The sequence below is a fragment of the Shinella sp. HY16 genome, from assembly GCF_028534175.1.
In the GTDB taxonomy this organism is placed as follows: Bacteria; Pseudomonadota; Alphaproteobacteria; order Rhizobiales; family Rhizobiaceae; genus Shinella.
The window spans coordinates 2,741,100-2,763,190 of the sequence record NZ_JAHYXL010000001.1 but is presented as its reverse complement, the minus strand read 5'-3'; the positions used below and the strand labels follow the sequence as shown (position 1 = coordinate 2,763,190).

20 protein-coding genes and 1 tRNA gene are annotated in these 22,091 nt (G+C 63.9%); 9 read left to right on the top strand and 12 right to left on the bottom strand.

All coding sequences use genetic code 11. The annotated features are described in order from the left end of the window. Positions 1-42: 42 nt before the first annotated feature. The 4 genes from K0P03_RS13715 to xylF form a co-directional block, all read right to left on the bottom strand. Positions 43-119: transfer RNA gene (locus K0P03_RS13715), tRNA-Arg, on the bottom strand. A 167-nt stretch (positions 120-286) separates the two neighbouring features. After that, the gene (locus K0P03_RS13710; protein WP_023515279.1) at positions 287-1,072 is read right to left on the bottom strand and encodes an ATP-binding cassette domain-containing protein; all 786 of its coding nucleotides are present in this window, start codon (positions 1,070-1,072) and stop codon (positions 287-289) included. A gap of 14 nt (positions 1,073-1,086) precedes the next feature. Beyond that, positions 1,087-2,400: a sugar ABC transporter permease gene (locus tag K0P03_RS13705; RefSeq protein WP_050744120.1), complete on the bottom strand. Its 1,314-nt coding sequence runs from the start codon at positions 2,398-2,400 to the stop codon at positions 1,087-1,089. A gap of 213 nt (positions 2,401-2,613) precedes the next feature. After that, positions 2,614-3,654: a D-xylose ABC transporter substrate-binding protein gene (xylF, locus tag K0P03_RS13700; protein WP_024270851.1), complete on the bottom strand. Its 1,041-nt coding sequence runs from the start codon at positions 3,652-3,654 to the stop codon at positions 2,614-2,616. A gap of 243 nt (positions 3,655-3,897) precedes the next feature. On the opposite strand from xylF, the gene K0P03_RS13695 reads away from it, so the two are divergent. Then, on the top strand, positions 3,898-5,118 hold the full coding sequence (locus tag K0P03_RS13695; RefSeq protein ID WP_272789874.1) for an ROK family transcriptional regulator: 1,221 nt from the start codon (positions 3,898-3,900) through the stop codon (positions 5,116-5,118). A gap of 80 nt (positions 5,119-5,198) precedes the next feature. On the opposite strand, the gene iolG is transcribed toward K0P03_RS13695, so the two are convergent. The 6 genes from iolG to K0P03_RS13665 form a co-directional block, all read right to left on the bottom strand. Beyond that, entirely contained in the window at positions 5,199-6,191 is a 993-nt protein-coding gene (iolG, locus tag K0P03_RS13690) for an inositol 2-dehydrogenase (RefSeq protein WP_130517208.1), read from the bottom strand. A gap of 96 nt (positions 6,192-6,287) precedes the next feature. After that, complete coding sequence (locus K0P03_RS13685) at positions 6,288-7,307, bottom strand: ABC transporter permease (RefSeq protein ID WP_023513838.1); 1,020 nt, start codon at positions 7,305-7,307, stop codon at positions 6,288-6,290. A gap of 36 nt (positions 7,308-7,343) precedes the next feature. Further along, complete coding sequence (locus K0P03_RS13680; protein ID WP_272789873.1) at positions 7,344-8,882, bottom strand: sugar ABC transporter ATP-binding protein; 1,539 nt, start codon at positions 8,880-8,882, stop codon at positions 7,344-7,346. Positions 8,883-8,985: 103 nt separating this feature from the next. Then, complete coding sequence (locus tag K0P03_RS13675) at positions 8,986-9,915, bottom strand: sugar ABC transporter substrate-binding protein (protein WP_023511953.1); 930 nt, start codon at positions 9,913-9,915, stop codon at positions 8,986-8,988. Positions 9,916-10,172: 257 nt separating this feature from the next. Further along, positions 10,173-10,985, bottom strand: coding sequence for a TIM barrel protein (locus K0P03_RS13670; protein ID WP_272789872.1), 813 nt, complete (start codon positions 10,983-10,985; stop codon positions 10,173-10,175). A gap of 164 nt (positions 10,986-11,149) precedes the next feature. After that, the gene (locus K0P03_RS13665; protein WP_024270177.1) at positions 11,150-12,181 is read right to left on the bottom strand and encodes a LacI family DNA-binding transcriptional regulator; all 1,032 of its coding nucleotides are present in this window, start codon (positions 12,179-12,181) and stop codon (positions 11,150-11,152) included. A gap of 162 nt (positions 12,182-12,343) precedes the next feature. Here K0P03_RS13665 and K0P03_RS13660 point away from each other — a divergent pair, with 162 nt between their 5' ends. The 5 genes from K0P03_RS13660 to K0P03_RS13640 all read left to right on the top strand — a co-directional run bounded on the left by K0P03_RS13660 (position 12,344) and on the right by K0P03_RS13640 (position 16,145). Next, positions 12,344-13,429 carry a fatty acid desaturase family protein gene (locus K0P03_RS13660; protein WP_272789871.1) on the top strand — a complete coding sequence of 362 codons (1,086 nt, stop codon included), beginning with the start codon at positions 12,344-12,346 and terminating at the stop codon, positions 13,427-13,429. 25 nt (positions 13,430-13,454) lie between these two features. Further along, a complete protein-coding gene (locus K0P03_RS13655) occupies positions 13,455-13,769 on the top strand; it encodes a MocE family 2Fe-2S type ferredoxin (RefSeq protein WP_024270176.1) in 315 nt (104 codons plus the stop codon). 52 nt (positions 13,770-13,821) lie between these two features. After that, positions 13,822-15,045, top strand: a complete 1,224-nt coding sequence (locus tag K0P03_RS13650; RefSeq protein WP_272789870.1) for an NAD(P)/FAD-dependent oxidoreductase — start codon at positions 13,822-13,824, stop codon at positions 15,043-15,045. Between the two features lie 19 nt (positions 15,046-15,064). After that, positions 15,065-15,859 (top strand): 3-methyl-2-oxobutanoate hydroxymethyltransferase, encoded by a 795-nt coding sequence (locus K0P03_RS13645; protein WP_050744126.1) that lies wholly within the window; start codon positions 15,065-15,067, stop codon positions 15,857-15,859. 61 nt (positions 15,860-15,920) lie between these two features. After that, complete coding sequence (locus K0P03_RS13640) at positions 15,921-16,145, top strand: hypothetical protein (RefSeq protein ID WP_023513188.1); 225 nt, start codon at positions 15,921-15,923, stop codon at positions 16,143-16,145. A gap of 112 nt (positions 16,146-16,257) precedes the next feature. On the opposite strand, the gene K0P03_RS13635 is transcribed toward K0P03_RS13640, so the two are convergent. Both K0P03_RS13635 and K0P03_RS13630 read right to left on the bottom strand, forming a co-directional pair. Continuing rightward, positions 16,258-16,761, bottom strand: a complete 504-nt coding sequence (locus K0P03_RS13635; protein ID WP_272789869.1) for a hypothetical protein — start codon at positions 16,759-16,761, stop codon at positions 16,258-16,260. A gap of 11 nt (positions 16,762-16,772) precedes the next feature. Next, positions 16,773-17,780 carry a LysR family transcriptional regulator gene (locus K0P03_RS13630; RefSeq protein WP_050744128.1) on the bottom strand — a complete coding sequence of 336 codons (1,008 nt, stop codon included), beginning with the start codon at positions 17,778-17,780 and terminating at the stop codon, positions 16,773-16,775. Between the two features lie 256 nt (positions 17,781-18,036). Here K0P03_RS13630 and chvE point away from each other — a divergent pair, with 256 nt between their 5' ends. The 3 genes from chvE to mmsB all read left to right on the top strand — a co-directional run bounded on the left by chvE (position 18,037) and on the right by mmsB (position 21,975). Continuing rightward, a complete protein-coding gene (gene chvE / locus K0P03_RS13625; RefSeq protein ID WP_050744129.1) occupies positions 18,037-19,110 on the top strand; it encodes a multiple monosaccharide ABC transporter substrate-binding protein in 1,074 nt (357 codons plus the stop codon). Between the two features lie 121 nt (positions 19,111-19,231). Beyond that, on the top strand, positions 19,232-20,767 hold the full coding sequence (gene mmsA / locus K0P03_RS13620) for a multiple monosaccharide ABC transporter ATP-binding protein (RefSeq protein ID WP_024270173.1): 1,536 nt from the start codon (positions 19,232-19,234) through the stop codon (positions 20,765-20,767). Next, positions 20,767-21,975, top strand: coding sequence for a multiple monosaccharide ABC transporter permease (gene mmsB / locus K0P03_RS13615; RefSeq protein WP_024270172.1), 1,209 nt, complete (start codon positions 20,767-20,769; stop codon positions 21,973-21,975). The genes mmsA and mmsB overlap by 1 nt, the downstream gene beginning before the upstream one ends. Positions 21,976-22,091: the final 116 nt, after the last annotated feature.

Below are 22,091 nucleotides of genomic sequence, written 5' to 3'. Positions count from 1 at the left end.
TTGCGCGGCTGTAGCGTAGTATAGAGGGCAATCGGCGGAATTTGGCGCACCCGACAGGATTCGAACCTGTGACCTTTGGAATCGGAATCCAACACTCTATCCAGCTGAGCTACGGGTGCCTGCCTTGGCGATGACTCGCCTGTCCGATGAGAGGGTTCTTAGCCTAGCTGGGGGCGGGCTTCAATCGGGAAAATGCAGAAAGGGCAATCTGTTCCGCAGATCGTACGCTCTGGCATGACCTGGGGATGGAAGCCGCCGGGTGGCCGGCGGCTTCCGATGAGGTCGGTCAGGTGGTCTGCATGGCGCCGGGGCCGGGGATGGCCTTTTCCGGGACCTTGCCGAGGATGATCATGCCGAGCACCTCGTCCTTGGTGACATCCTCGGTGCGCGCATGGCCGACGACTTGGCCGTTCTTCATCACCGAGACGCGGTCGGCGAGGTCGAAGACGTCGTGGATGTCGTGGCTGATCAGGAAGATGCCGATGCCTTCCTTCTTCAGCTGCTTGATCAGTTCGCCGACCTGAGCCGTCTCCTGGGGCCCGAGCGCTGCGGTGGGCTCGTCCATGATCAGGATGCGGGCGTTGAAGAGGATCGCGCGGGCGATCGCCACCGACTGGCGCTGGCCGCCGGAAAGGGCCTTCACCGGTTCCTTGAAGCGCTGGAAGTTGGGGTTGAGGCGGCCCATCACTTCGCGGGTCTTCGCCTCCATCGCAACGTCGTCGAGGGTGCCCCAGGGGGTTCTCAGTTCGCGGCCGAGATAGAGGTTGGCGGCGGCGTCGACATTGTCGGCGACGGCGAGCGTCTGGTAGATCGTCTCGATGCCGTATTTCTTGGCGTCGCGCGGGTTGTTGATGTCGGCGGGCTCGCCGTTGATCAGGATCTCGCCCGCGTCGCGCCTGTAGGCGCCGGAGAGGATCTTGATCAGAGTCGACTTGCCGGCACCGTTGTGGCCGAGCAGGGCGACGACCTCGCCGGGAAAGAGATCGACCGAGGCGTTGTCGACGGCATGGATGCCGCCGAAGGAGATGGAGATGTTCTTCAGCTCCACGAGGGGCGTACTTGTGTCCGTCATTGGATGGGCTCCTCTTACTTGGCGCGGGCGCGGTAGACCGTGTCGAGCCAGACGGCGACGACAAGAACCATGCCGACCACGATGCGCTGGAACGGGGTGTCGATGCCGACCAGCACCATGCCCGACTGCAGCGATTGCATGACGAGGGCGCCGAGCATGGCGCCTGCGATTGTGCCCATGCCGCCGGCAAGCGAGGTGCCGCCGATAACGGCTGCGGCGATGGTGTAGAGTTCGTCGAGCTCGCCCTGCGCGTTGGTTGCGGCATTGAGGCGGGCGGTGGAGATGGCGGCGGCGATGGCGCAGAGCATGCCCATCAGTGCGAAGATCTTCACCGTTACCCAGCGCGTCTTGATGCCGGCAAGCTCGGCGGCTTCCTGGTTGCCGCCGATCGCGAAGACGTAGCGGCCGAAGCGCAGGCGCGTCGAGATGAAGGTCATGACGATGCCGACGAGGATGGCGATCAGCACCGGTACGGCGATGCCGTGCGGGATGAACAGGCCGCCTTCCGGCCAGGCGATGCCGTTGGCGTCGGCATATTTGCGAGCGATGGCGACCGGCCAGGGATAGCTGTTGACGACAGCGACGGCGCCGAGCACCAGGGCGCAGCCGACGGCGGTGAGGAAGTACTCGGCCCACATCGGGCGCTGCGGGAAACCGAAGCGCTGGCGCTGCTTGCGGGAATTGATGATAGTGGCGACGATGGCGATGCAGGCGAGGATGCCGACGATCCAGCTGGCGGTGGCGCCGATCGAGCCTTCCGTACCGCCGCCCATCAGGCGGAAGGTCGCGTCCATTGGGGCGACGGTGCGACCGCTCGTCACGAACCAGGTGGCACCGCGCCAGACGAGCAAGCCGCCGAGCGTGACGATGAAGGAGGGCACGTTGAGGAAGGCGATGATGGCGCCGTGCAGCGCGCCGATGCCCGCGCCGAGCAGGAGGCCGGCGAGGAGGGTGATGATCCAGGTGGCGGGATGGTTGAAGCCGAGCAGTTGCGGCAGCAGTTCCGCCTGCAGCACGCCCATGATCATGCCGACGAATCCGAGGATCGAACCGACGGAGAGGTCGATGTTGCGCGTGACGATGACGAGCACCATGCCGGTCGCCATCACGGCGACGGAGGCGGTCTGGACCGAAAGGTTCCACAGGTTGCGCGGCGTCAGGAACAGGCCGCCGGACAGGATGTTGAAGCCGATCCAGATGATCAGCATGGCGCCGACCATGCCGAGCAGGCGCGTGTCGATCTCGGTCGCGCGGAAGAAGCGCTTGACCGGGTTCTCGCCCGCCGATCGCGCGCGATTGGCATGCGTGGTATTCGTGATGTCGGCCATGGCTTTGCCGTCCCCCCACTTTTGTTGAACGTGTCGTTCGGGCGTGGTCCGAGGTTCCGGCGGCACGGACGGAAACCCGTTTCCCTCCTCCCTCATTCCGCTTCGAGGATTTTCGCCGCCTCATCCTCTGCCCGCTGTCCATCTTGCGCAAGCGCCGCAACGGAAGCCGCTGCGGCGCCTGGGATGGTCAGGTCAGTACCGGATCATTGCCTGTCAGTTGCAGGCTGCGACCGAGCCGGCGGCGACGCCCTGGCACGCGGTTTCCTTCGGGATCCACCCGGCGTCGATGACGACGTTCAGGTTGTCCTTGGTGATCGGCAGCGGGGCGAGGAAGACCGACTTCATTTCGACGCCCTTCGGGCCGCCGTTGAAGGTGGTGACGCCTTCGATCTCGTCCATGGTCTTGCCGCTGGCGAGCGAGGCAGCGATTTCCGCCGCGCGCTTGCCGAGTTCACGCGAGTCCTTCCAGACGGAAACGGTCTGTGTGCCGAGCGCGACGCGGTTCAGTGCAGCGTGGTCGGCATCCTGGCCGGAGACCGGGACGGAGCCGGCAAGGCCCTGGGCGGCCAGTGCCGCGATCGCACCGCCGGCCGTGCCGTCGTTCGAGGCGACGACCGCGTCGACCTTGTTGTCGTTCGCCGTCAGGAACTGCTCCATGTTCTTCTGGGCATTTTCCGGCTTCCAGCCATCGGTATAGGCTTCGCCGACGGTCTTGATCTTGCCGGCGTCGATCGCTTCCTTCAGCACTTCCTGCTGGCCAGCGAAGAGGAAGTCGGCGTTCGGGTCGGACGAGGAGCCCTTGATGAAGACGTAGTTGCCTTCCGGCTTCACCTTGAACACTTCACGGGCCTGCATGCGGCCGACTTCCTTGTTGTCGAAGGTGATGTAGAAGGCGGCCGGGTTTTCGATCAGGCGGTCGTAGCCGACGACCGGGATGCCTTCCGCGGCAGCCTTTTCGATGGCCGGGCCGATCGCTTCAGAGTCCTGGGCGAGAACGATGATGGCGTTGGCGCCCTGGGCGATCAGCGATTCGACGTCCGTCAGCTGCTTTGCGGCGGACGACTGGGCGTCAGCCGAAATGTATTTGTCGCCGGAGGCTTCGAGCGCTGCCTTGATGGCGGCTTCGTCGGTTTTCCAGCGCTCTTCCTGGAAGTTCGACCAGGAAACGCCGACCACAAGGTCCTTGGCGTGCGCTACGGAATGCAGGGAAACGATGATGGCAGCCCCTGCCATCAGCTTCAGAACGAACTTCATAATATCCTCCCAAGTGAACACCGACCGCCTGGGCGAACCTCCCGCCCAATCAACGACCGGCCACGATCTACTGTCTCGATACCCCTCCCGATGGCCTCGGGACTTTTTTCTCGACAGTCGAGAAAATAAATGTCAGAAGTTTCGAAGGCTGTCAACACGGCTTGAAAGGCCTTGAACGACGGCGTGACAGATGCTTTGGGAGGGGCATGTGTTGCATCCTGTGAAAGCGAGCGGAAACCGACGATGCTGACCAAATCGAGCACGGAGCTTGTGCGTCAGCAGAACAGTGCCTTGGTGCTCGCCTCGCTGCGCCGGCATGGTCCGCTTGCCCATACCGATATTTCCCATCATACGGGCCTCGCTTCGGCGACCGTATCGGTGATCACGGCGGAGCTGGAAAAGGCCGAGGTGCTGGAACGGCGCGAACAGCTGGCGTCGGCCTCGCGCGGGCGGCCGCGCGTCATCTTCGGCCAGCGGCGCGATGCCGGCTACCTTGCGACCGTGCGCATCTCTTCCGACATGGTGCAATATTCACTCGCCGACTATGGCGGCACGCTGCTCGACCGGTTCGAGGAGCCACGCAACCATGCCGATACCGCGACGCGGCCTTTTACCGAAGCCTTCGTGGCCGCGCTCGACAAGCTGGCGGACCGGTCCCGGATCGACCGTGGACAGGTGCTGGTCGTGTCGATCAGCAGCAAGGGCCTCGTCGATCCCCAGACGGCACGGCTCGTCTGGTCGCCGGTCTTCGGCGCGCAGCAGGTGGATTTTGCGGCGCTGTTGCAGCCGCCCTGGCGGGCGAAGATCCTCCTCAGCAACGAGACGTTGCTCGTCGCTCATGCCATGGCGCTGCGCATGGAGAAGGCAGGCGTGCGGGATCTGCAGGCGGTTGCCGCGCTCTCGCTCGGCCACAGCATCGGCCTCGGCATCGCGCGGTTCGACCGGTCGGGGGAGCTCTCGGTGACGGCGCCGAATTTCGGGCACATGCTGAACTCGTCGGATGGAAAACTGTGTCGCTGCGGTGCGCAGGGCTGCATCGAGGCGTCCGCGGGCTTCTACGGCATCCTGCGCACCGCCTTCGAAGTGCCGCCGGATACGATCCCGGCGAAATTCGTGCCGCTGGCCGAGATGGACAAGATCGCGCTGCGCGCCCGGCAGGGCCACCGCATGTCGGAATATGCCTTCCGCCAGGCGGGCCTTGCGCTGGGGCAGGGGCTTTCGCGTGTCGTCAGCCTCTACGAGAACATGCCGATTGCCATCACCGGTCCCGGCACCCGCTATTTCGATCTCCTCCAGCGGGGGCTCGAAGAGGGGCTTGCACAATCGCAGCAGGTCCGTCTTTTCGGCGCCCCGCCGATCTCCGTCGTGCCGGAGGAGGCCACGCTGGTGCTGGAAGGCCATCTCGACCGCGCGCTGGCGGAGATGGACCATGATGTCATCGTGGCGCGGACGGTTGGAGACTGACGGAGGAGAGTGGGGCGGAGGCCCAACAAAAAGACCGGGCGAAAAATCGCCCGGCCAGTTGCCTTGGGAGGAGGTGCCCGTCAGGCGACGGAGATCTGGCGCTTTTCCTCGACCGATTTAACGGCTGCATCGGCGAGTGCGAGGGCTGCGAGGCCATCGGCGCCGGAGGGCGAGATGGTCGCGCCCTTCTCGATGGCGGCGATGAAGCTCGCAATCTCGTTGGCATAGGCTTCGGTGTAGCGGGTCATGAAGAAATCGTGCAGCGGCGGGCGGGTGTAGCCGTCGCCGTTGGCGATCTCGATGGAGACCGGGCGCTGGTTTTCGGCGGCGACCATGCCCTTCGAGCCGTGCACCTCGATGCGCTGGTCATAGCCGTAGGTGGCGCGGCGCGAGTTGGAGATGACGGCCTGCTTACCGGATTTCGTCTGCAGGATGACCGAAACGCTGTCGTAGTCGCCGGCCTTGCCGATGTCGGGATCGACCAGCACGGCGGCGGTGGCCGAGACCGAGACGACCTCTTCGCCGAGCAGGAAGCGGGCCATGTCGAAGTCGTGGATCGTCATGTCGCGGAAGATACCGCCGGAGCGCTTGATGTAGTCGACCGGCGGGGCGCCGGGGTCGCGCGAGGTGATGGTGACCATCTCGACATCGCCGATGCGGCCGTCATCGATCGCCTTGCGCACGGCCATGAAATGGGGGTCGAAGCGGCGGTTGAAACCGACCATCAACTTGCCCTTGGTCTCGTCGACCACCTTCATGCAGGCCTTGACGCGCTCGACGTCGAGATCGATCGGCTTCTCGCAGAAGATGGCTTTCCCCGCGCGTGAAAAACGCTCGATGAGGTCGGCATGGGTGTCGGTCGGGGTGCAGATCACGACGGCGTCGATATCCTTGGCGGCCTCGATCGCCTCGATGGTGCGGACTTCGCAGCCATACTGCTTGGCGATCGCGTCGGCGGCGGCGGGGAAGGCATCGGCGACGGCGACGAGCACGGCATCCGGATTGCCGGTTACGGCCTTGGCGTGGACCTTGCCGATGCGGCCTGCGCCGAGAAGACCAAATCTCACAGTCATCTTCATTCTCTCTGGTGTACCGGCCTTGCCGGCGGGAGGGGCGGGGCGATGCGCTCGCCCCGCAACGGCGCCGCGAGAAAACCCGCGGAATAGGAACTATGTCTTGCGCTTCTTCTGCCGGTAGACGTCGACGACGACGGCGGCGACGATGATCACGCCCTTGACGATCTCCTGGTAGAAAGCATCGACGCGCAGGAAGGTAAAGCCCGAAGTCATGACGCCGAGGATGACGGTGCCGATGACCGTGCCGGTGATGCGCCCGACGCCGCCGGCAAGAGAGGTGCCGCCGATGACGGTCGCGGCGATGGCGTCGAGTTCGTACATCACGCCCATGCCGGCCTGGGCTGTCTGGGCACGTGCCGCGGTGACGACGCCGGCAAGGCCTGCGAGTGCGCCGGCGATGGCATAGACCTTCACCAGGTGGGATTCGACGTTGATGCCGGAGACGCGGGCGGCCTGCACATTCGCGCCGATCGCATAAGTGAACTTGCCGTAGCGGGTATAGCGCAGCGCGATGTGGAAGATAACCGCGACGACGAGGAAGATCACGACGGGCCAGATGCCGGTGCCGATGAAGTTGAACTGTTCGGTGAGGCCCGAAACCGGCTGGCCCTTGGTGTACCACTTGGAGATGCCGCGGGCGGACACCATCATGCCGAGCGTGGCGATGAAGGGCGGGATTTTCGTCTTGGCGATGAGCTGGCCGTTGATGAAGCCGGCGAGCAGGCCGACGCCGATGCCGAGCGCGACCGGCACGATGACCGGCAGGTCGGTCAGCGAGGGATAGAGCGCGCGCGGCCAGGTCGAGGCCTGTGCCAGCGAGGCGGTGAACATCGCCGTCATCCCGACCACCGAGCCGGAGGAGAGATCGATGCCCCCCGTGATGATGACCTGTGTGACGCCGACGGCGATGATGCCGATGACGGAGACCTGCAGGATGATGATCGTCAGGCGCTGCGGGTTCATCAGGAAGCTCTGACCGACGAAGATCCAGCCGAGGATTTCGTAGACCAGCGCGATGCCGATGAGGACGAGAAAGATGTTGAGTTCCGGCGGGAGCCGGCGGGCAGATTTCTGCGCGGAGCCTTGAGCCTGCGCGGCGGAATTCGTGCTCATGATTACCTCCCTTGCGGCGCCACGGCCGCCGTAAATTTACTGGGCAGCCAGTTCCATGACCTTGACCTGCGTCGCTTCCGCCCGGTCGAGAATGCCGGTGACCCGCCCCTCGTGCATGACCATGACGCGGTCGCTCATGCCGAGGACCTCGGGCATTTCCGACGAGATCATGATGACGGCGACGCCGTCGCGGGCGAGCTCCGTCACGAAGCGGTGGATTTCCGCCTTGGCGCCGACATCGATGCCGCGCGTCGGCTCGTCGAGGATCAGGATGCGCGGATTGGTGAGCAGCCAGCGGCCGATCAGCACCTTCTGCTGGTTGCCGCCCGAGAGGTTCTCGATGCGCTCGGACAGGTTCGGCGTCTTGACGCGCAGCTTCCGGCTCATCTCCTCGCAGACCTTGGTCAGTTCGCCCTCGGCGACAAAACCGTTCTTGACGAACTTGTCCTGAAGCACGGCGATCTGCATGTTTTCCAGGATATCGAGGATCAGCAGACAGCCGGTGTCCTTGCGGTCTTCTGTCAGGAACGCCATGCGGTGCTTGATCGCCGTGTTCGGGCTGTCGATGTTCACCTGCTTGCCGTTGATCGAGATCGTGCCCGAGGTCGCCGGCGTCACGCCGAAGATCGTTTCGGCGACGTTCGAGCGGCCCGAGCCGACGAGGCCGGCAAGGCCGAGGATTTCACCGGCGCGCACATCGAAGGAGACGTCGTGGAACACGCCCTTGAGGGTGAGGTTCTTGACCGAGAGGACGACGTCGCCGATCGGCACCTCCTCCTTCGGGAACATCTGGGTGATCTCGCGGCCGACCATCATGCGGATGATGTCGTCGCGCGTCACGTCCGAGGAGGCGTGCGTGCCGATGTACTTGCCGTCGCGGAACACCGAGAACTCGTCGGCGATCTCGAACAGCTCGTTCATCTTGTGGGTGATGTAGACGATGCCGATGCCTTGCGAGCGGAGGTCCCGGATGATGGTGAAGAGGTGCTCCACCTCGCGCTCGGTCAGCGCCGAGGTCGGCTCGTCCATGATGAGCACGTCGCTCTCATAGGACACGGCTTTGGCGATCTCGACCATCTGGCGGTTGGCGACGGAGAGGTCGCGCACCTGCACTTGCGGGTCCATCGCGATGTTGAGGCGCTTGAAGAGGGCGGCGGTCTTGCGGTTCATCTCGCCGTGGTCGACGAAGCCGAAGCGGTTCTTCGGCTCGCGGCGGATCCAGATGTTCTCCGCCACCGTCATGAACGGCATCAGGTTGAGCTCCTGGTGGATCATGGCGATGCCGTTTTCCAGCGCGTCGAGCGGCGATTGCAGGCGGATCTTCTGGCCCTTGAGCAGTATTTCACCCTGGTCGGGCGTATAGATGCCGGCAAGGATCTTCATCAGTGTGGATTTGCCGGCGCCGTTCTCGCCCATCAGGGCGTGCACGGTGCCGCGCTTCAGCTTGAACTCAACATCGTCGAGCGCAACGACGCCCGGAAATTCCTTGCGGACACCTTCCGCAGACAGGAGATATTCAGCATTCGGAATGGCGCCGCTTGCACGAACCGCGGCCATGGTGGTCGGACTGACCATCGTCCCCTCCCTCCCGGAGCAACCAGAAACGGGTCGGACGCGCGCACGCTTGCGTGCGCGCGTCCAGAGCAGTCTGAAGGTTTTCAGCGACCGGCGGAGCCGGTTAGTTCTTCGCCTGGTAGTCGGCGATGTTGGCCGGGGTCACGAGCTGGAAGGGAATGTAGACCTTGGTTTCCACCTTCTCGCCCTTTGCCAGCTTCAGCGCGGCATCGACCGAACCCTTGCCCTGGCCGGCGGCATCCTGGAACACCGTCACGTCGAGGTCGCCGGCCGCCATGGCGGCGAGGGCGTCCTGCGTGGCGTCGACACCGGCGACGACGACGCTGTCCATCGAACGGCCGGCGGCCTTCAGCGCCTGGATGGCACCGATTGCCATTTCGTCATTGTTGGAGATGACCGCGTCGAACTCGAGACCGGCGGAGAGCCAGTTGGTCATGAGGTCCGACCCTTGCGTGCGCGACCAGTTGGCGGTCTGCTCCTCGACGATTTCGAGGCCCTTGCACTCGTCGGTGGCGATGACGTCCTTGACGTCCTGGGTGCGCATGCGCGCGGCCTGGTTGGACAGTTCGCCCATCATGACGACGACCTTGCCCTTGCCGTTGAGCAGGCGGCAGACTTCCTTGGTTTCCAGCGTGCCGGATTCCTTTTCGTCGGAGGCGACGAAAGCCTGCTTTTCCGGCAGTTCGTTGACGTTGACCGGCTCGCGGTTGACGTAGACGAGCGGAATGCCGGCCTCTGCGGCGGCCTTGGACATGGCGGCGGTCGCGTCGGTATCGACGGGGTTCACGATGATGGCGCTGACGCCTGACGCGATGAAGTTCTGGATCTGGCTCTGCTGCTTTGCAACGTCGTTCTGGGCGTCTTCGATCTGAAGATCAACGCCGTCGAGCGTCTTGGCATAATCGGACATGCCGTTGCGCAGAACGGTCAGGAAGTTGTCGTCGAACTGCGCCATGGTCACGCCGATCGTTTCGGCATGGGCGGCGGTGGACATCATTGCGGCAAGCGCCGTGCTCAGAATGAATTTTTTCATGTCGTTCTCCTCCTCAACGTGGCGTCCGGCAGCGCCACCCGATTGTCCGGACAGCTGGCCCTTGCGGGGCAGCCGGCCCCTTGCTCCTCCCGGGAGGCAAAAGGCCAAAACAGAATAAACAAACCGCGAATTCCGTATCGCGGAATGTTTATTCCATTTTCTGTCCGGGACGTCAAGCCCGTTCCATTTTCAGGATCGGGAATCCTGCAGGGCCTTGGGGAAAAGGGCCGGTGGATAGGTCGCCGGCACCGCCTGGTCTAGATGTTTTCGCGCAGGAAGCCGACGCTCTGTGCCACGGCCGCCCTGGGGTCGGGGACACCGTGCACGTCCGGGGAGAAGGGCTCGAAGGAGAGCGGTCCGGTATAACCGGAAGCGAGCAAGGCTTTGATCTGTCTTATATTTCCAAGCCGGTCTTGCGGGCCGACGAGGACGCGATGACCATCCCGCATGGCCGGGACCGCGATGTCGGCGTCCTCGACGCCGGAGATGTGGACGAGGCCGGTGAGCTCTGCGAAGAGGTCCGGTTCGCCGGCAAGGTGATGATGGAACGTGTCGTGCACGAGACGGAATATCTGTTCCCCGCCAATGGCCCTGATCGCTTCGACCGCCTCGCGCTTGGAGCGCAGCGAGCAGATTTCGAAGCCGAGCGGCTCGACGAGGCCGATGATTCCGGCCGCAGCCAGCATCGGTTTCAGGGCGATGAGCGCCTCGGCGAGGTTGGCCTGCCGTTCGCCGTCGGCCTGCCCGGTGCCGTCGTTCTTCGGCACGAGCACGAGCGCGCGGGCACCTGCCGCCGCTGCGTAGTCGATCAGCTCCTTGGCCTCGGCGGCGCGGGCGGGCGTCCATTCGTTGAAGCGCTGGAGTGCGTTGATCGAGATGATCGTGACGCCGTGACGCTCGGCGAGCGCTTTCACCTCGGCCGGCGCGGTGCCGTCCAGGATGGCGTTGCCATTGAGGTCGTTGCGGATCTCGACCTTCGTCATGCCGAGCGAGACGGCGAGGGCGAAGAAGGCGTCGAGTTTCAGCGCGGGCGCTGTCATGTGGTTGAGAGCGAAGTCAAGGGGCGGCATGGAATGGGGGTCCTCCGGTCTTCGAGGCTGCCGACAGGGCCGCCTCGCATGCACGCATGAGGATCGGGAAGCACTAGGCGGGCGTCAAAGCCGAAGGTGCCGGCCACGCCCTCATCGCTGACAGAATTCATCGGGAGGATGATGGAAAACCATCAATTCCTGTGTCAGATATTCTCCGGAAGGAAAATGTCGAAGGGCAGGAAGGTCTGCCCGGGTACGGCGGCATCGCCCTTCTCGATGGCCGTCACCATCAGCGAGACGAGCTCGCGGCAGAGGGTGGGCAACGGCGTGCTGATCGCCATGGTGACGACGTCGTCCGCAAGGCCGGCCTTCGATTCGGGCGTCAGCTCGTTGACGATGAGCTGGATCTTTCCGCCCAAACCCTCTTCGCGGATGGCGGAAATCGCGCCTTCCATGCCGCCGCCGGCAACATAGAGGCCGACGAGATCCGGGTGCTGGGCGAGCAGGTTGGCGGTCGCCTCGTGGGTGATCTCGCTGGTGTCGAGATTGACGAGCGTGTCCAGCACCTCGAAGCCCTCGCCCTTCTCGCGGAAGAAGGAGCGGAAGCCCATCTCGCGCAGTTCGTGGCCATGGAAGCGGTGGCTGCCGACGAAGATCGCCACTTTGCCGGGCCGACGGGCGCCGCGGGCGATCATCCAGGCCGCGGTGCGGCCAACCTTCATGTTGTTGAGGCCGATATAGCCCTGGCGCACGTCCATGGCGAAGTCGGAGAGCAGGCAGAAGAGGGGAATGCCCCGGTTCTTCAGGTCCTCCACCATTGTGGTCGTCGCCGGATAATCAGGGGCGACGACGGCAAGCGCCTGGTTGCGGGCCGATAGCTGCCGCAGCATTTCTGTCATCGCCGCCGGTGTCTGCGCATTGATAAAATCGATCTGCGGCACGATGCGCGCCGTGGTGCAGGCATTGCAGGCGATTTCGATCTCGCGTGCGAAATTCTGGTAGAAGGCCTGGCCCGGGCGCTGGAAGCTGAAGCCCAGCCTGTATTGTGGCAGGTCCTCGAAAACCCGCTGCCGGATCAGCCCGATCGCGTGATAGCCGATCGTATTTGCAGCATCGTAGACGCGCCGCGCCGTTTCCTCGCGCACCTTGTGGCGCCCGTTCAGCACGCGGTCGACCGTCGCCACGCTGACGCCGGCGGCTTTCGCCAGATCCGTAATGGTGGGCCGCGATGCCATGTCCCCTCCCTGAAATCTTTCCATCATAACTGGATGATGTTGAATGATGTGTTTTGACGCATTCTATCATGGCAGGATTGAGGGATGCAGGCAAGGACGGTATCGTTTGTGCATCAGGCAAGGCGGGGCGTGCAGGTGACGCCGCAAGGGAGGATACGAGGGATGAAGCCGACGAAGCGGGACTACAGCCTTCTTGGCCGTGACGCCGAGGCTGCCGTGGCCAACGGCCTGGCCGCTGCCGAGTGGTATCACACCGAGATCGCCCGCAAGGAGATGAAGGCGCTGATGCAACGCGGCGACGGGCCGGCGATCCGCGACACCGCCATCTGGCTCGGCACCATGCTGGTCACCGGCGCTGCCGGCATCTGGTTGTGGGGCAGCTGGTGGGCGGTACCGTTCTTCCTCGTTTATGGCGTACTCTATGGATCGGCCTCCGACAGCCGCTGGCACGAATGCGGCCACGGCACGGCCTTCAAGACGATGTGGATGAACGACGCCGTCTACCAGATCGCCTGTTTCATGATCATGCGCAATCCGGTGACCTGGCGCTGGAGTCACACGCGCCACCACACGGATACGGTCATCGTCGGCCGCGATCCCGAGATCGCCGTGATGCGCCCGCCGGATCTCGCGCGCCTCGTGCTCAATTTCTTCGGCCTGCTCGATGCGTGGCATGCCGTCATCGACATGCTGCGCAACGCGGCGGGCGTGATGAGCGCGGCGGAAAAGACCTTTATTCCCGCCTCCGAGCAGCCGAAGGCGATCCGTATCGCCCGTATCTGGCTTGCCATCTATGCCGCGACCGTCGCGCTCTGTTTCGCGCTCGGCTCCATCCTGCCGGCGATGCTGATCGGCCTGCCGCGGCTTTATGGCGCCTGGCACCATGTGCTGACGGGTCTCCTGCAGCATGGCGGCCTTGCCGACAACGTCATCGACCACCGGCTGAACAGCCGAACGGTCTACATGAATCCGGTCAGCCGCTTCATCTACTGGAACATGAACTACCATGTGGAGCACCACATGTTCCCGATGGTGCCTTACCATGCGCTGCCGCGGCTGCACGCCATGATCAAGCACGACTTGCCGGCGCCGAACCCGTCCATGTGGCACGGCTACCGGGAAATGATCCCCGCCTTCCTGCGCCAGCTTCGCAACGAGGACTATTTCCTCAAGCGTGATCTGCCCGCGACGGCGCGGCCCTACAAGGAAGAATTCCACAGCGAGGCGGCCGTCGCGGCCGCCGAATAACCAGCACGCCACCGGAGGAGAGACCATGAGCGACACCTGGGTAGAAGTCTGCGCAGCGGACGAGATCGACGAGGAGGACGTCGTCCGCTTCGACCATGCGGGCCGCACCTTCGCGATCTACCGCAGCCCGGAAGACACCTATCACGCGACGGACGGGCTCTGCACCCACGAGAAGATCCACCTTGCCGACGGGCTGGTGATGGATCACATCATCGAATGTCCCAAGCACAACGGCCGCTTCGATTACAAGACCGGCGAGGCAAAGGGCGCCCCGGTCTGTGTCGACCTCAAGACCTATCCGGTCAAGGTCGAGGGCGGCACGGTCTTCATCGGGCTCTAGCTTTCTTTGTTTTCGCGGTTCCGGCTGCCGGAACTGCCGGGAGGATCTCGTCATGGCGGATTTCGTCATCGTCGGCGCCGGCGAATGCGGCGCGCGCGCAGCCTTTGCGCTGAGGGAAAAGGGTTTTGATGGCACGATCACCCTGATCGGGAATGAGGACCATCTGCCCTATGAGCGTCCGCCCCTCTCCAAGGAGGCGCTGGTCGCCGGCGACGGCCCGAAGCTTGTCGCGGACGCGGAGCGCTATGCCGCCGCCGGTATCGCGGTGCTTTGCGGCCGTCCGGTCATCGAGATCGACCGGACCGCCCGGCGGGTGCTGCTCGGCGACGGTACGGCGGTCCCCTATGACAAATTGCTGCTGGCGACCGGTGCGCGCCCGCGCAGCCTGCCGGGCACGGTTTGCGGCGGGCGCATCGCCGCCCTTCGCAGCCATGACGATGCCGCACGCATCCGCGCCTATCTGGTGGAGGGAAGCCATATCGCCATTCTCGGCGGCGGCTTCATCGGCCTGGAGCTGGCGGCGAGCGCCCGCAAGCTCGGCGCGAGCGTGACCCTCATCGAGGGCCTGCCGCGCATTCTCAGCCGCGGCGTGCCGGCGGAGATCGCCGCGATCGTCGCAAGCCGCCATGCGGAAGAAGGCGTCGAGGTGCTGTGCGCTGCGAAGGTTGCCGGCATCGAAGAGCGGCCGGGCGAGGTTCGCCTCACGCTGGAAGACGGCCGCGTCGTTGCGGCCAGCCTGCTGGTCGTCGGCATCGGCGCGGTGCCGAACACGGAACTGGCGGAGATGGCGGGGCTTGCCGTGGACAATGGCATCGCTGTCGACGGCCTGCTGCGCACCTCCGATCCGGATATCCTTGCAGCCGGCGACTGCACCTCCTATCCGCTGCCGCTCTACGGCGACCGGCGCGTCCGGCTCGAATCCTGGCGCAATGCGCAGGAGCAGGGTCAGCTTGCGGCGGCCAACATGCTCGGCGGCGGCGAGGCGCATAGCGCCGTGCCGTGGTTCTGGTCGGACCAGTACGACATGACGCTGCAGATCGCCGGGCTGGCCGACGACGCGGCGACGACCGTGCGGCGCGACCTCGGCGAGGGGGCCTTCATCCTCTTCCATCTGGATGCCGCGGGCCGGCTGATCGCGGCAAGCGGCATCGGCAAGGGCAATGCGGTCGCCCGGGACATCCGCCTTGCGGAAATGCTGATCGCCGCCCGCCGCCATCCCGATCCTGTCGCGCTTGCCGCGCCGGAAACCAAACTGAAGACGTTGCTTGCCGCCTGAAGGGCGGTCCGGAGGACAGATGAAGATCAGAAGACCAACCGTTGCCGACCTCAAGGCGATGAAGGGCAAGCGGCAGCTCACCATGCTGCGCGTCGTGACACTGGAGGAGGCGGAGGCCGCCGAGAAGGCGGGTGTCGATCTCGTTTCCGTGCCGCCAGCGCTGCTGGGCCCGGCCTTCCGGGAGGCGGCGCCGACTGTCTTTGCCTTTCCGGGGCTGGAATACGGCGATCTCGTCACGGCGGACGACTATCTGCGCAGCGCCTTCCAGGCGATGAAGGCGGGGGGCGATGCGGTCTATTGCGCCGCCGGGCTTTCCACCGTCCGGCGCCTGCGGGAGGAGGGCATCCCGGTCTGCGGCCATGTCGGGCTCATCCCCTCCAAGGCCACCTGGACGGGCGGCTTCCGCGCCGTCGGCAAGACGGCCGAGAGTGCGCTGGAGATCTTCCGGCAGGTGAAGGCACTGGAGGAGGCAGGCGCCTTCGCGGCGGAGATCGAGGTGGTGCCGGGCGAGATCGCCACGGCGATCAGCGCGAGGACAGGGCTCGTCATGCTCTCAATGGGGGCGGGCACGGGCTGTGATGCGCAATACCTCTTTGCCGAGGATGTGCTCGGCCAGAATCGCGGGCACTATCCGCGCCATGCGAAGGTCTACCGCAACTTCGCTGCCGAATATGACCGGCTGCAGCTGGAGCGCATCGCGGCCTTCCGCGAATATGCCGACGACGTGCGCTCGGGCGCTTATCCGGAAAAGGGGCATCTCGTCGATATCGCGCCAGCCGAGCTTGCAGCGTTCCTCGATCGGCTCGATGCCTGAAAGCCGGTTCCCTCGCACGGGAAAACCGCCTATGTAGGCGCTGAAGCGTGAGGAGACGTTCATGAAGTTCATCGATCCCGACCATCCGTTCTACCGTCCGCTCTGGCGGCGGCTGCTTTTGGTTGGGATCTGTGCTGCCTGGACGGCGGTGGAATTCTACAATGGCGAGCAGACCTGGGGCACCATCTTCCTCGTCGTCTCGGCCTATGCCTTCGCGCAGCTCATCCTCTTCTTCAAGCCGTCCGATCCGGCCGCAAAACCGCCAGAGCAGGAGCCGAAGGGCTAACGCAATTCCAGCAAGAGTGCGAAGCGGTTTTGCGTTCGGAATTGCGTTGAAACCGGAATTGGAGCGTTTTAGCTTTTCGTAGAAAAGCGGAAATGCTCGGAGGCGCATCGTCTCAGCGCGCCAGGCCGAGGCTTTTTTCGACATTGATCCGCCGGATGGTCTCGTCGATCAGCATGTTGGCGATCTTCATGCGCAAGGTCGCATTGGCGCGCAGCTCTTCCGGCGTGCGGTCGGGGTGGTTTTCCCGGGCAAAGGCACGCCGGCGGGCGAGCAGTTCGTCCACGCTTTCCTTGCCGTTGAGACAAAGGTCGCTCGCCACCTCCTCCGGCGCGATGCGCAGGAGATGCGGTGGGGGTGGCGGGGGCTCGGCAGCAGCCGGTTGTTCCGGCTCCACAGGGGCAGGTTCCTCGTAGAGATCGAGATAGGCGGCTGCAGCCTGCGAGCCGGACATGAAGGCGCCGCCCGTGCCGAGGCCGGCGAAGCCGGAGGGCAATCCGCGCACTTCGGCCGGCCCCCCATTATCGTGCCCTTCATCGGCCGCCTCTTCCTCAGCCGCGTGGCGTGCCTCGGTCTTCAGCCGCTCCAGCACGGATTCGAATACGGTCATGCCGAACATGAAGGACCTCCTCAATCCGGCGAAAGCATCCGGCTGCGTTGCAGGATCAGATCATAGAGCAGTTTGGCGCTCGGCGGCAGCGCCCTGCCTTTGACCGAGATAAGGCTGTACGGCTTGATGTCGATCTCGAAATCGGTGTTGAGGATGCTGATTTCACCCGCCTGCGCGCCGACATCGGCGATGAAGACGGCCATGTCGCGGGCGACGGGGGCGATGGCGTTCGAGCCGCAGACGATGGCGGTCGTCAGCAGAATGGACGAAGTGTTGACCACGGTGGAGGGCAGCGGCACGCCGGCAGCGAGGAACAGTTCCTCGATGCGCCGGCGAAGCAGTGTGCCGGCCGGCTGGAAGACCCAGTCGTAGTGCGGCAGGTCGGCAAGGCTGGCGGCGGGTTTTTCGAGCAGCGGATGGCCCTTGCGCACGATGAGGCAGGCCTTTTCGATGCCGATCTCGGTGACGTTGAAGAGCCGCGGATTGAGATCGTCGGGCACGCGGGCGATGATGAAGTCCTGCCGTGCCGCCAGAAGCTCGCGGGCGAGCACGTTGCTCGTCTCCACGCGCACATTCACCTCAATGCCGGGATAGGCGGCGCTGACCTGCTGGATCGCCGGGACGGCGAGGCTGATCGCCGGCGCCGTCACTGAGCCGAGGAAGACCGAGCCTCCGGTGCCGGATTTCAGGGCGGAAAGCTCGCGGTCGACTTCGCGCAGTTCGAGAAGGATGGTGCGCGCGCGCCGCGCAAAGGCCCGGCCGAAGGCGGTGAGCGCCACGCCCCGCGAGACACGCTCGCACAGCTGCGCCTTGAGGATGGTCTCCATTTCCGTCAGCATGCGGGAGGCGGCGGGCTGGGATATGTTCAACGCATCGGCAGCGGCGCTGACCTGCTTGTGCTCCTCGATGGCGACGATCATGCGCAGGTGACTGAGCTTCAGGCCGCTGCGCAGGAGGCCGACGTCCTTGAGATCCCCACCGCCCTCGCCGGGGAAGAGTTGTTCGTCGATATCATCGTCTAAACGCATGGTTATCTCGATCGGTAAAAATAGTATATATCTGCCTCCATATACCAGTTTTGATATCGAAATAGAAGTTCATTGCATTTGACAGTTATGGCAATTCGGTAGACGTTGCGCCAATGTGCGCTGGGGTCCTTGGGAGTGGGGACCGGCGGGCTCCATGCCTTCCAGTCCAGGCCGTCGTCTGAATGCGACCCCGCCCGTGCACAGAACAATGCCTGGCCGCAATTTCGGCCAGTGCGCACCAGGGAGAGACCTTTCAATGAAAATGATCACTTCGCTCCTCGCCGCCGCCGCCATCAGCGTCGCGTCGTTCGTGGCGCCGGCCTTCGCCCAGGACAAGGGCATGGTCGGCATCTCCATGCCCACCAAGACCTCGACCCGCTGGATTTCCGACGGCGAGACGATGGAAAAGCTCTTCAAGGACGCCGGCTACACGCCGGACCTGCAGTTTGCTGACGACGATATTCCAAACCAGCTCGCCCAGATCGAGAACATGGTGACGAAGGGTGCCAAGGTCCTCGTCATCGGTGCCATCGACGGCACGACGCTTTCCGACATCCTGCAGAAGGCCGCCGACGCTGGTGTGAAGGTTATCGCCTATGACCGCCTCATCCGCGATTCCGGCAATGTCGACTACTACGCCACCTTCGACAACTTCCAGGTCGGCGTTCTCCAGGCCACCAGCCTCGTTGATGGCCTGAAGGCGAAGTTCCCGGACACCAAGCCATGGAACGTCGAACTGTTCGGCGGTTCGCCTGACGACAACAACGCCTTCTTCTTCTACGATGGTGCGATGTCCGTCATCCAGCCGCTGGTCGACAAGGGTGACATCGTCATCAAATCGGGCCAGACCGGCATGGAAACGGTCGGCACGCTGCGCTGGGACGGCGCGGTCGCGCAGGCCCGCATGGAAAACCTGCTGTCCTCGACCTACACCGATGGCCGCGTCGATGGCGTCCTGTCGCCCTATGACGGTCTCTCCATTGGCATCCTGTCGGCCCTGAAGGGCGTCGGCTACGGCTCGGGCGACCAGCCGATGGCTGTCGTCACCGGCCAGGACGCGGAACTGCCGTCCGTCAAGTCGATCCTCGCCGACGAGCAGTATTCGACGGTCTTCAAGGACACGCGCGAGCTTGCCAAGGTCACCGTCGGCATGGTCAACGCGATCCTGGAAGGCAAGGAGCCGGAAGTGAACGACACCAAGACCTACGACAATGGCGTCAAGGTCGTCCCGTCCTACCTCTTGAAGCCCGTTGCCGTCGACAAGTCCAACGCGGAAAAGATCCTCGTGACGGACTCGGCCTACTACACGGCCGACCAGCTGAAGAACTGATCGTTTCTTCCTTCTCCGGGGTTCGCGCTGCGACGCGCGAACCCTCTTTTCTCCGGATCGCAGAGCGAATAGGCTCGGCTTCCCCATCGATGGGTGATGGCCGGCCGCTGGAAACTGGTACATGAGCAAGACCCTTCTCGAAATGCGCGGCATCACGAAGACGTTTCCGGGTGTGAAGGCCCTGGACAACGTCAACCTGAAGGTCCGCGAAGGCGAGATCCACGCCCTTGTCGGCGAGAACGGCGCCGGCAAATCCACCCTCATGAAAGTGTTGAGCGGCGTCTATCCGGCCGGCTCCTACGAGGGCGAAATCCATTTCGACGGCGAAGTCCGCCGTTTCTCCACGATCTCGGACAGCGAGCATCTGGGCATCATCATCATCCACCAGGAGCTGGCGCTGGTGCCGCTCCTGTCGATCGCCGAAAACATTTTTCTGGGCAACGAAGTCGCGACGAACGGCATCATCGACTGGAAGCTCGCCTTCCGGCGCACGCAGGAACTTCTGAACAAGGTCGGCCTCAAGGAGCCGCCGGGCACGCTGATCACCGATATCGGCGTCGGCAAGCAGCAGCTCGTCGAGATCGCCAAGGCGCTCTCCAAGAAGGTGCGCCTGCTCATCCTCGACGAGCCGACCGCCTCGCTCAATGAAAAGGATTCCGATGCGCTTTTGAAGCTGCTGATGGAGTTCCGCACGCAGGGCATGACCTCGATCATCATCTCGCACAAGCTGAACGAGATCAAAAAGGTCGCCGACCAGATCACCATCCTGCGCGACGGCGGCACGGTCGAGACGCTGGACTGTCATCACGAGGACATTTCAGAAGACCGCATCATCAAGGGCATGGTCGGCCGCGAGATGGAAGACCGCTACCCGCCGCGCGAGCCAAAGATCGGCGAGACGCTGCTGGAGGTGAAGAACTGGAACGTCTTCCACCAGCACCACCGCGACCGGCAGTTCCTGCACGATATCGGCTTCACCGTGCGCGCCGGCGAGGTCGTCGGCATTGCGGGCCTGATGGGGGCGGGGCGCACCGAGACGGCGATGAGCCTCTTCGGCAAGAGCTGGGGCCACAAGATTACCGGCGACGTCTTCATGCGCGGCAAGCCGGTGGATGTGAGCACGATCCCCAAGGCGATCGAGGCCGGCCTTGCCTATGTGACCGAGGACCGCAAGCAGCTTGGTCTCGTGCTGATCGACAACATCATGCACAACACGACGCTCGCCAATCTCAACGGCGTTTCCAAGGCGACGATCATCGACAATCACCAGGAAGCCAAGGTCGCCTCCGGCTATCGTCAGAAGCTGCGCATCCGCTCGCACTCGATCTACCAGGAAGCGGTCAATCTTTCGGGCGGCAACCAGCAGAAGGTGGTGCTGTCGAAATGGCTCTTCACCAATCCCGAGGTTCTGATCCTCGATGAACCCACGCGTGGCATCGATGTCGGCGCGAAGTTCGAAATCTACACCATCATCAACCAGCTTGCCGCCGAGGGCAAAGGCATCCTGATGATCTCTTCGGAGATGCCGGAGCTGCTCGGCACCTGCGATCGCATCTATGTCATGAACGAAGGACGCATCGTGGCCGAGCTTTCAAGGGCGGAAGCAAGCCAGGAATCCATCATGCGCGCCATCATGCGCTCCGGGGAGAAACACTAATGTCCACCGATACCGCGACCAAGACGACCCAGCCCTCGGTGGGAGACTACCTGCGCAAGAACATCCGCGAGTACGGCCTGCTCGTCGCGCTCGTCGTCATCATGATCTTCTTCCAGGTCATCACCAACGGCGTGCTCTTCCGCCCGGTCAACATCACCAACCTCGTGCTGCAGAACTCGTTCATCGTCATCATGGCGCTGGGCATGCTCCTGATCATCGTGGCGGGGCATATCGATCTCTCGGTCGGCTCGATCGTCGCCTTCATCGGCGCGATCTCGGCGATCATGCTGGTGAAATGGGGGATGCCGGCGATCATCGTCGTGCCGCTCTGCATCTTCGTCGGCGCGCTGATGGGCGCAGCGCAGGGCTATTGGGTCGCTTACCAGAAAATCCCGTCCTTCATCGTCACGCTCGCCGGCATGCTCGTCTTCCGCGGCATGACCTATGTCGTGCTCGGCGGCCGCCCGGTCGGCCCGTTCCCGAAGGACTTCCAGATCCTTTCCACGGGCTTCGTGCCGGACTTCCTGTCGCTCACGGATCCCGCGACCAGCCTCATCAAGAACTATTTCGCCCTTCTCGTCGTCATCCTGCTCGTCGGCTATGCCATCTATGCCGGGCTTCGCGAGCGCCGCATGAACGCGCTGCACGAGACGGAGAACGAGCCCTTCGCCTTCTTCGCCGTGCAGATGGCGATCATCAGCGCCGTGGCGATCTTCCTTGGCTTCCAGCTCTCGACCTATCGCGGCCTGCCGAACGTTCTTGTCGTCATGGGCCTGCTCATCGCGCTCTACACATTCGTCACGACCCGCACGACGATCGGCCGGCGCATCTACGCCATGGGCGGCAACGAGAAGGCGGCGAAACTCTCGGGTATCAACACCGAGCGGCTGACCTTCTACACCTTCGTCAACATGGGCGCGCTTGCGGCGCTCGCCGGCATGATCATCGCGGCCCGCCTCAACTCGGCGACGCCGAAGGCCGGGGTCGGCTTCGAGCTCGACGTCATCGCGGCCTGCTTCATCGGCGGTGCCTCCGCGTCTGGTGGCGTCGGCAAGATCACCGGCGCGGTCATCGGCGCCTTCATCATGGGCGTCATGAACAACGGCATGTCGATCATGGGCATCGGCATCGACTACCAGCAGCTCATCAAGGGGCTGGTGCTGCTCGCGGCCGTGTTCTTCGACGTCTACAACAAGAACAAGGGCTGACCGGGGACTGGTCCGCCCATGGGTTGCCAACGTGTTTGACCGGCTGCGGATGCAGCCAGTGCGGTGACGTCTGTCCGCCGCAGGTGCGAAGCTTTGACTTGGTCCAGGCTTCAGGA

Bases quoted from the DNA above. Each gene is read 5' to 3' on its own strand.
- K0P03_RS13710 (WP_023515279.1), bottom strand. From the start codon at position 1,072: ATGACGGACACAAGTACGCCCCTCGTGGAGCTGAAGAACATCTCCATC.
- K0P03_RS13705 (WP_050744120.1), bottom strand. From the start codon at position 2,400: ATGGCCGACATCACGAATACCACGCATGCCAATCGCGCGCGATCGGCG.
- xylF (WP_024270851.1), bottom strand. From the start codon at position 3,654: ATGAAGTTCGTTCTGAAGCTGATGGCAGGGGCTGCCATCATCGTTTCC.
- K0P03_RS13695 (WP_272789874.1), top strand. From the start codon at position 3,898: ATGCTGACCAAATCGAGCACGGAGCTTGTGCGTCAGCAGAACAGTGCC.
- iolG (WP_130517208.1), bottom strand. From the start codon at position 6,191: ATGACTGTGAGATTTGGTCTTCTCGGCGCAGGCCGCATCGGCAAGGTC.
- K0P03_RS13685 (WP_023513838.1), bottom strand. From the start codon at position 7,307: ATGAGCACGAATTCCGCCGCGCAGGCTCAAGGCTCCGCGCAGAAATCT.
- K0P03_RS13680 (WP_272789873.1), bottom strand. From the start codon at position 8,882: ATGGTCAGTCCGACCACCATGGCCGCGGTTCGTGCAAGCGGCGCCATT.
- K0P03_RS13675 (WP_023511953.1), bottom strand. From the start codon at position 9,915: ATGAAAAAATTCATTCTGAGCACGGCGCTTGCCGCAATGATGTCCACC.
- K0P03_RS13670 (WP_272789872.1), bottom strand. From the start codon at position 10,985: ATGCCGCCCCTTGACTTCGCTCTCAACCACATGACAGCGCCCGCGCTG.
- K0P03_RS13665 (WP_024270177.1), bottom strand. From the start codon at position 12,181: ATGGCATCGCGGCCCACCATTACGGATCTGGCGAAAGCCGCCGGCGTC.
- K0P03_RS13660 (WP_272789871.1), top strand. From the start codon at position 12,344: ATGAAGCCGACGAAGCGGGACTACAGCCTTCTTGGCCGTGACGCCGAG.
- K0P03_RS13655 (WP_024270176.1), top strand. From the start codon at position 13,455: ATGAGCGACACCTGGGTAGAAGTCTGCGCAGCGGACGAGATCGACGAG.
- K0P03_RS13650 (WP_272789870.1), top strand. From the start codon at position 13,822: ATGGCGGATTTCGTCATCGTCGGCGCCGGCGAATGCGGCGCGCGCGCA.
- K0P03_RS13645 (WP_050744126.1), top strand. From the start codon at position 15,065: ATGAAGATCAGAAGACCAACCGTTGCCGACCTCAAGGCGATGAAGGGC.
- K0P03_RS13640 (WP_023513188.1), top strand. From the start codon at position 15,921: ATGAAGTTCATCGATCCCGACCATCCGTTCTACCGTCCGCTCTGGCGG.
- K0P03_RS13635 (WP_272789869.1), bottom strand. From the start codon at position 16,761: ATGTTCGGCATGACCGTATTCGAATCCGTGCTGGAGCGGCTGAAGACC.
- K0P03_RS13630 (WP_050744128.1), bottom strand. From the start codon at position 17,780: ATGCGTTTAGACGATGATATCGACGAACAACTCTTCCCCGGCGAGGGC.
- chvE (WP_050744129.1), top strand. From the start codon at position 18,037: ATGAAAATGATCACTTCGCTCCTCGCCGCCGCCGCCATCAGCGTCGCG.
- mmsA (WP_024270173.1), top strand. From the start codon at position 19,232: ATGAGCAAGACCCTTCTCGAAATGCGCGGCATCACGAAGACGTTTCCG.
- mmsB (WP_024270172.1), top strand. From the start codon at position 20,767: ATGTCCACCGATACCGCGACCAAGACGACCCAGCCCTCGGTGGGAGAC.